The organism is uncultured Peptoniphilus sp., from assembly GCF_946998875.1.
Lineage (GTDB): Bacteria > Bacillota > Clostridia > Tissierellales > Peptoniphilaceae > Peptoniphilus_A.
Map to the genome: position 1 here is coordinate 1 of NZ_CAMQAY010000036.1, position 8,127 is coordinate 8,127.

At 34.2% G+C, this 8,127-nt stretch carries 8 protein-coding genes, 1 other RNA gene and 1 pseudogene; 9 read left to right on the forward strand and 1 reads right to left on the reverse strand.

Going from position 1 to position 8,127, the window contains the following annotated elements; genetic code table 11:
* Both Q0U74_RS07275 and Q0U74_RS07280 read left to right on the forward strand, forming a co-directional pair.
* Positions 1-666: pseudogene (locus Q0U74_RS07275) on the forward strand (glutamine synthetase); the annotation flags it as partial.
* Between the two features lie 8 nt (positions 667-674).
* Complete coding sequence (locus Q0U74_RS07280; protein WP_297393721.1) at positions 675-2,270, forward strand: CTP synthase; 1,596 nt, start codon at positions 675-677, stop codon at positions 2,268-2,270.
* Positions 2,271-2,403: 133 nt separating this feature from the next.
* Here the strand turns inward: Q0U74_RS07280 and Q0U74_RS07285 are convergent, their stop codons facing one another.
* Positions 2,404-3,204, reverse strand: coding sequence for an NAD(+)/NADH kinase (locus Q0U74_RS07285; RefSeq protein ID WP_297393723.1), 801 nt, complete (start codon positions 3,202-3,204; stop codon positions 2,404-2,406).
* Positions 3,205-3,279: 75 nt separating this feature from the next.
* On the opposite strand from Q0U74_RS07285, the gene Q0U74_RS07290 reads away from it, so the two are divergent.
* The 7 genes from Q0U74_RS07290 (at position 3,280) to Q0U74_RS07320 (ending at position 8,080) form a co-directional block, all read left to right on the forward strand.
* A complete protein-coding gene (locus Q0U74_RS07290) occupies positions 3,280-4,164 on the forward strand; it encodes an RluA family pseudouridine synthase (RefSeq protein ID WP_297393725.1) in 885 nt (294 codons plus the stop codon).
* Between the two features lie 34 nt (positions 4,165-4,198).
* A non-coding RNA gene (ssrS, locus tag Q0U74_RS07295) (6S RNA) lies at positions 4,199-4,382 on the forward strand.
* Between the two features lie 97 nt (positions 4,383-4,479).
* Positions 4,480-5,037: a YtxH domain-containing protein gene (locus tag Q0U74_RS07300; RefSeq protein WP_297393727.1), complete on the forward strand. Its 558-nt coding sequence runs from the start codon at positions 4,480-4,482 to the stop codon at positions 5,035-5,037.
* A 15-nt stretch (positions 5,038-5,052) separates the two neighbouring features.
* Complete coding sequence (locus Q0U74_RS07305; protein WP_297393729.1) at positions 5,053-5,547, forward strand: hypothetical protein; 495 nt, start codon at positions 5,053-5,055, stop codon at positions 5,545-5,547.
* Between the two features lie 101 nt (positions 5,548-5,648).
* Positions 5,649-6,542, forward strand: a complete 894-nt coding sequence (locus Q0U74_RS07310; RefSeq protein ID WP_297393731.1) for a diacylglycerol kinase family protein — start codon at positions 5,649-5,651, stop codon at positions 6,540-6,542.
* 10 nt (positions 6,543-6,552) lie between these two features.
* Positions 6,553-7,566, forward strand: coding sequence for a LacI family DNA-binding transcriptional regulator (locus Q0U74_RS07315; RefSeq protein WP_297393733.1), 1,014 nt, complete (start codon positions 6,553-6,555; stop codon positions 7,564-7,566).
* Positions 7,559-8,080, forward strand: coding sequence for a LuxR C-terminal-related transcriptional regulator (locus Q0U74_RS07320; RefSeq protein WP_297393735.1), 522 nt, complete (start codon positions 7,559-7,561; stop codon positions 8,078-8,080). The genes Q0U74_RS07315 and Q0U74_RS07320 overlap by 8 nt, the downstream gene beginning before the upstream one ends.
* The last annotated feature ends 47 nt before the right edge of the window (positions 8,081-8,127 follow it).

The following is an 8,127-nucleotide window of genomic DNA, read 5'->3' on the forward strand; positions in this document are numbered from 1 at the left end:
AGGATTTATGAAAGACTTGAGCCCTATAAAGATGATTACAAGAAATTAAGAAGAGCTGTCCTTGAAATAGTAAGGGAAATTATGATTTCTCACGACAGGGTAATTTGCGACGGTGATAATTATTCTCTTGAGTGGAGAGAAGAGGCAAAGAGAAGGGGACTTGCAAATCACAAGACTTATTTTGATGCCTTAGTTGCCTTAAAGGATTTTGACTTCAGTGATATTTTCTTAAAGAGAGGAATTTATACTGAAAAAGAAATAAGGGCAAGCTATGAAGTAAACCTAGAAGAAGTTGTAATCTATCACACTTTAGAGGCAAAGATAATGATGTCCATGATTGAAAAGGACATAATCCCTATGGGTCTTGCCGAGCTAAGTGACTTGAGTCATGTTTTAAATTTTAAAAATAATGAAATGCTAAGCTCTAAGTATGATAAAATAGATAAGATGATTACAAAGTTAATGGAATGTGAAGGTGAAATTGAAGCCTTGCTTTTACATTCAAGCAAAATAGATGACATTTACAAAAAGGCAGAGTATGTTGAAAGAAATATTGCCACAAAACTTCACGCCACAAGAGAAGTTGCAGATGACATGGAAAAATTAATTTCAAGAAAAAATATTACGCTGCCATCTTATGAAGATATTTTTAATTCACTAAGCTAGGAGGAAGTATGACTAAATTTATATTTGTTACAGGTGGAGTTGTTTCAGGAATTGGCAAGGGAATTTCTGCAGCAAGTATTGGAAGACTTTTAAAGGACAGAGGACTTTCTGTATTTATGCAAAAGTTTGACCCCTACCTAAATGTGGACCCAGGCACTATGAGTCCCTACCAACATGGAGAAGTTTTTGTAACTAAAGACGGAGCAGAAACTGACCTTGACCTTGGCCACTATGAAAGATTTATCGACGAAGAACTAACTAAGGACGCATCAATTACAACTGGTAAAGTTTATTCAACTGTAATTGCCAAGGAAAGACGTGGCGATTATGACGGAGCAACTGTGCAAGTAATTCCACACATCACTAACGAAATTAAAAATGCAGTTTATAAGGCTGCCAAGGAATCAAAGGCTGATGTTGTAATTACAGAAATTGGCGGAACAGTGGGAGACATTGAGTCCCTACCATTCTTAGAAGCAATTAGACAAATTCACTCAGAAAATAAGGAGTCAGATGTCTTATTTGTGCACACAGTTCTAGTGCCAAACATTCCAGGCTCCGACGAGCTAAAGACTAAGCCAACTCAACACTCCTTTAAGGAACTTATGAGCAATGGAATTAAAACTGATGTAATTATAGTAAGGTCTAATGGAATTGTAACAAAGGATTTGAGAGAAAAAATTTCTCTATTCTGCGATGTGCCAGTGGAAGCAGTTATTCAATCAACTAATGTAGACTTAATTTATGAAGTGCCACTAGTTTTCCACGAACAACATTTAGACGATTACATCTTAAAGAAACTTGAACTTGAAGACATGCCAGCATCAAAGGGCAAGTGGAAAGAAATGGTTGAAAGATTTAAAGATGTCAAGGGCGAAGTTACAATAGGTCTTGTGGGAAAATATGTAAGCCTTCACGATGCCTACCTTTCTGTTACACAAGCACTTACTGATGCAGGTTGCGAAAATGGCTACAAGGTAAAGATTAAATGGATAGATTCTGAAGATATTGAAAAGGACGCTAGTATCTTAGAAGGACTTGACGGAATAATTGTGCCAGGCGGCTTTGGCTCTCGTGGAACAGAAGGCATGATCATGGCTTCAAAGTACGCTCGCGAAAACAATGTGCCTTATTTTGGAATTTGCTACGGCATGCAAGTTGCCCTAATTGACATTGCCAGAAATAAACTTGGCTATAAGGATGCAAACTCAACAGAAATAAATCCAGAGACAAATTATCCAATTATAGACCTTTTGGAAAATCAAAAGGACATCAAAAATGTTGGCGGAACTCTTAGACTTGGAAATTATGACTGCACAATTGAAAAGGGAACTTTGACTTATGAACTTTATGGCGAGGAAAAAATCAAAGAAAGACATAGACATAGATATGAATTTAACAACGCCTATAGGGGAAAAATTAGATCAGCTGGCGTGACATTTTCTGGCATAAACGAAGACAAGGACTTAGTTGAAATAATTGAAATGAAGGACAATGACTTCTTCCTTGCTTGTCAATTTCACCCAGAATTTAAGTCAAGGCCAACAAAGGTTCATCCATTATTTAATGGCTTTGTAAAGGCAGCAATAAAAAATAAGAAATAAATAAGAATAAAAAATAAATCTCATCCATAAATTTTGGGTGAGATTTTTTCTATATTTTTAGCAAGAGGTTTTTATTATACTCCTTTAGCTTCATCACAAAAAAATAAAAAAAGCTCTGAAAATTTTCAGAACTTTATAGGAACTTGTCTTTTAAATTGTCCCAATAGGAATTATTTGAGAAGACGAGTTTTTTTATTGTTTTATTTGATAGCCTAATGTTTACCCTGTGAAGGTTGTTGAAAAAATATTCGTTTCCGTCAACTAATAAAAGGTTTGAATCCTTGTAGCGCTTTTCCACCACAAGAGAAATCGTGTGAACTCCAGGAACAATTACTGATGAGCCGAGAGAACGGTAGGCTTGAGAGTTCACTGGAGAAATTGGCGTCATCTGTAAGACATGTAGGCTTGGATAGACTATGGCACCGCCAGAGGAAAAGTTGTAGGCAGTGGAGCCTGATGGTGTTGCAACTAATATGCCGTCACCAGAAAATTTTTCCACATGGTTTCTGTCTATGAAGACATTCATGTGTATGGTCTTTGAGTGAGCTGCCTTTAAGACAACTTCGTTTATTGAATAAAATTTGTAGACCTTGTTTTTTGTGTAGATGTCTGAACTTATAAGCTTTATATCATCAACTATGTAGTGGCCATTCTTATAATCCTTAACAAACTTTTCAATTTCGTCAGGCTTTATCTCTTGATAAAAGCCAAGGTGACCTGTATTTATTCCCACGAAGGGCATTTCTGGAAAGTCATTTTTGTGAATAGCTTTTATAAAGGAACCATCTCCTCCAATACAAATGGAAAGCTCGGCATTTTTTTTGAAGCCGTTAAAGGGCTCGTAGCCATATCTTGTTAAAACTTTATGCAATTCTGTAGCAGTTTTTTTTGATTCAAAATTTGCATTTGTAAGTATATTTATAATTTTTGACAAGCTTAAACCCCCTTGATTTTTTTCTTTATTATTTATATTATAAACGAATAAAGTCTCCTTGACTAGAGGTGTAAAATGTATAGATTAAATTCAAAAGACTTTTTAAATTTCAGAGCTAGTGAAAAAATGAAGGTCAACGATTACTTAAAAAAGCGTGGAGTCTCCTCTCGCCTAATAAGGAAATCTGTAAAAGATGGAAATATTTACTTAGATGGAAAGTTACTTAAAAAAAATAAAAAGTTAAAGCTAAATGACATAATTTCTCTAAGGTTTGAAGATGAAGATCCCAATGGCAAGGTCCAAAAAAAACCTCTTGATATTTTATATGAAGATGACGACCTTCTTGTAATAAATAAGGAGCCAATAATGGTGACTCACACGGCAAAGGACGACAGCCAGGGCACTCTTTTAAATTATCTCTTGGGATATTTTGAGGAAAATAAGATAAGGAGAAAGGTTAGGTTTATTAATAGACTTGACAGAGATACCTCTGGCATAGTTCTTGCCTCAAAAAATTCCTTTGCTCAAGATAAAATTTCTAGTGAATTTAGAGACAAGGTTGAGAAAAAATATTTGGCAATTTGCCAGGGAATCTTTGAGGAGAAGGAAGGAATTATTGATGCACCTATAGCCACAAGTGAAGATGGGATTAGGCGAGAGGTAAATTATGTAATTGGCAAGAAATCCATCACTTCCTATAAGGTCCTTGAAGAACATGACAATATGAGCCTAGTAATTTTGACTCTTCACACTGGAAGGACTCATCAAATTAGAGTTCACCTAAGCCACCTTGGTCATCCAATAATTGGCGACAGCCTTTACGGGGAAAAATCTGATTTAATAAATAGGCAAGCCCTTCACTCCTATTCCATAAAATTAAAGCTTCCAAGAAAGGATAAGGAAATAGAAATTCTTGCAAAACTTCCAGAAGATTTTCATTTTTTTCCTACGCTTTATTGAAAAAGTGATTTCATTGAGTTATAATTTAATTAGGTAAATTCTGCGATGTACGAAATAATCCTATTTAATTCAACCGACAAATAGAACACGGGAAACTGTGTATGAGTGAGATATGACAAGCCGCCTTTGAGCGGAAGTCAGAAGACACTATCAAGTTTTTGACCCACCATGAAAATGGGCGGGGTGAATTAATTAGGTAACGGCATTGCGGTTTTTACTATTATTAGGGAAAAAAATTAATTGATTATTTTTATATAAATAGGGTAATAAATTAACAAATCGTAAAAGATATATTAAAGAATAAGGAGAGTTATTATGGGATTATTTGATTATTTAGAAGAAAAACGTAACGAGGCAGTTAGAAGAAGAAGACTTAAAGAAATTTCTAAGATTTCTACAGGTATTGCACTTGGAGCAATTGGTGGAATTTTATTTGCACCACAAGAAGGCAAAAAAACTCGTGAAGATATTGCAAACAAGTCAAAGGAAGCTGCCAACCAAGCACTAAATGCAGCTAACGATGCTAAAGATACTATTCAATTTAAGGCATATCAAGCTGGAGAACAAGCTAAGAAAACTTACAGTGACTTGAGAGAAAAAGCTGCTATTAAAAAATCTGAATTTGACGAAGATGTTGAAGTAGCAAAGGCAAAGGCAAAGGCAATTGGCGAAGTTGTTAAAGCTGGTGCTGAAGACATTAAAAAAGATGTAAAGAACACTACTGAAGAAGTTAAAAATACAGCAGAAGAAGTTAAAGACGACTTAAAGGAAGGCGCAAAAGACATCAAGAAAGAAGCTAAAAAATCTTCTGAAAATGTAAAAGAAACTGTTGAAGAAACAAAAGAAAAAGCAGAAAAGGAAGCTAGAAAATAAGATAGGAGGCATAAAATGTTAGATCAAGCATTTACAATTGGTGGCCTACTAAGTTTCTTATTATATGTAGCTGGTATAGCTGCACTTGTTGCACTATTTTTAGTACTGCTAAATGTTATGAAAATCTTGAAGAATGTCAATGAAATTGTTGAAAGAAACCAAGGCGAGATTGATCACACTATAAAGACTGTTCCTTCAATAATGGACAATGCAAAGGACATTTCTACAAATGTAAATTCAATTTCAACTGATGCGACAAAGCTAGTAAATGATGTAAAACCAGAAATTGAGAAGGTTGTTGCCACAGTTGGTTCAGTTTCAGACACTGTTAATGGAATTACAAGAAAGGTCGATGATACTTCTTTAAGGGTATCAAACACAGTTATGAATGTTTCAGATGTTATTTCTGATACTGCTAAAACTATTTCACTTAGTTCAAATAACGCCATCGACTATTTTTATATTTTAAGAGAAGTTGCAAAGACAGTTAAAGAAGTCTTTTTAAAATGATCTAGGGGACGGAGTTATTGCTTCGTCTTCTTTTATTTTCAAAATTAAGTCTTGACCAAGAGCAAGCTTTGAGATTTAATTTACATAGTACGAGGAGTAGAATGAAGAGAGTTAAGATAATTGCAAACCCAAATTCGGGCAGAGGCGCAGCTCTAGGAAAAATTTTAGAATTAATTGAGCTAATGAGCCACGATAAATATGAAATTGAATTATTATTTACCCATGAGGAAGGCGACGGCAAAAATTTCGCTTTAAATTTCACGGGAGAAGATTTTATAATATGTTCTGGTGGCGATGGCACAGTAAACGAAGTTGTAAATGGAATATATCTTTCAAAGAGAGATACTCCCCTTGCAATTCTTCAAAGTGGAACTGTAAACGACTTTGCCAATGCCCAAGGACTTCCAACTTCGCCCTTTAAATTTTATCAAATGATAAAAAATTATAATTTAAAGACCATTGATTTAGGTCTTGCAGGCGATAGGGCCTTTATAAATGTAGCTGCTGGTGGAATGCTAACGGAAATTGCCTACACTGTCTCTGCTGAAAGGAAGGCAAGTCTTGGCAATATGGCATACTATCTTGAAGGTGCCAGAGAACTTTTGGAAAAGGGAATTTTTAAATATCAAAGGTCCTTTAATTTAAAGGTAAAAAGCAAGGAGATAGACGAAAGCGTAGACGCACTTTTGTTTTTAATAACTAACTCAACTTCAGTTGGCGGTTTCAAAAAAATGTCGCCCTTTGCCGATGTATCTGATGGATATTTAGATGTTTTGATTTTTAAGAGAATAAAAATTTCTGATGTGCCTGAACTTTTTGCATCCCTAGTAGGAGGCAAGCACATAGACCACAACAAGGTAATTTATCTAAAGACAAAAAATATAAGTATAGAATCTGATGAAGAAGTGACAATAGATGTTGATGGAGAAAAGACTTCTACACTTCCTATGAATTTTAAAGTGTTGGAAAATAGGTTAAAAATAATAATACCATAAGGAGGAAAGTATGGCATCTACAATTAAAGATGTAGCAAAAATGGCAGATGTGTCCATTTCTACAGTATCAAGGGTAATAAATGACTCAAAACCCGTTAGCCCAGAGGCACGAAGAAGAGTTTTGCACGCCATAGATGTTTTGGACTATAAGCCAAATGAAGTGGCTAGAAGTTTAGTTACAAAAAAGTCTAATTTAATAGGTGTAATTGTAGAAGACATTGGGTCTAACTTTATTTCACAAATCCTAAGAGGAGTGGAAGAAGTTGGAAGAATGTACAAATACGACATACTTTTATCAAGCTCCTATGGCGATCAAGAATCTGAAATGAAGTTTGCAAACTTGTTGGCACAAAAACAAGTAGAAGGAATAATTGTAATTTCAAACTTGCACAATCCTAAACTTGAATACAAGTTGGAAGAAAGCAAAATTCCTTATGTAATAATAAGCAATTTCTACGACATAGAAAAATTCTCTGCCACAATTGATTATGAAAAGGCATCCTATGACATGGTAAATCTTTTAATTGCCAAAGGACACAAAAATATTGCCTCTCTAGGAGTTAGAAGGGACTATGACAGAACCTTTGAAAAGAAAAAAATCGAAGGCTATAACAAAGCCATGGAGGAACATGGTCTAAAGAAAATCAACTTATTTGTTGAAGGTCTTGAGGCAGAAGATGTAGAAAATGAAGAAAAAAATATTATTAATGCAATAAAAAAAGAAAAAATAACAGCTTTCTTTACATCCTATGACACAATTGCAATTCACCTAATGAACTTGCTTTTAGACAACAACTACAAGACACCTCAAGATATTTCTGTAACAGGCTTTGGCGGATCCTACATTTCAAATATTTATAGACCAAAGCTTACCACTGTTAAGATTCCTTATTATGACATTGGAGCAGTTTCCATTAGAAAGATTTTGAAGAAAATTGCCAAGGAAGATAGCGACTTTTCAGAAAATGTAGTGCTTCCATCAGAAATACTTGAAAGAGAAAGTGTAAAAAGTTTAAATGACTAGAATTGCCATTGAAACAAATAGCCAAATAATAAAAAGAGGGCTTCAAAATATTTTAAAGGATTATGAAGTCCTTGATTTTTATGAATCTACAAGAGAAGACTTTGACTTATTGATCTTTGAGGACAAAAACTTAGAAAATAGAAGAGAAGAAAAAATAAGAATAGTTGGAGATAGAGACCTTCCACTTAACATCGACTACTCTCTTTTAAGTCTTAAGTCATCAGAAGAAGAAATACTTGAAGCAGTGGATAAGACCTTAAGAGGATATGTATATATAGAAGAAAGCTTAAAGGAAGCTAAGAGAAATAGAAGTAAAAAGTTTGACAAGATAAAGACACTTACAAGGAGAGAAAAATACTTATTAGAAGAAATAATAGCAGGCAAAACTAATAAGGACATCTCAAAGGAAATTTATATTAGTGAGAAAACAATAAAAAATAATCTCACAGCCCTGTACAAAAAATTAGAAGTAAGTGGAAGAAGAGAAATCATAAATAATTACAGCGGAATTTAAAAATTTTATCAAATATGTTAGTAATCCTAACATATTTTTGAATTTAG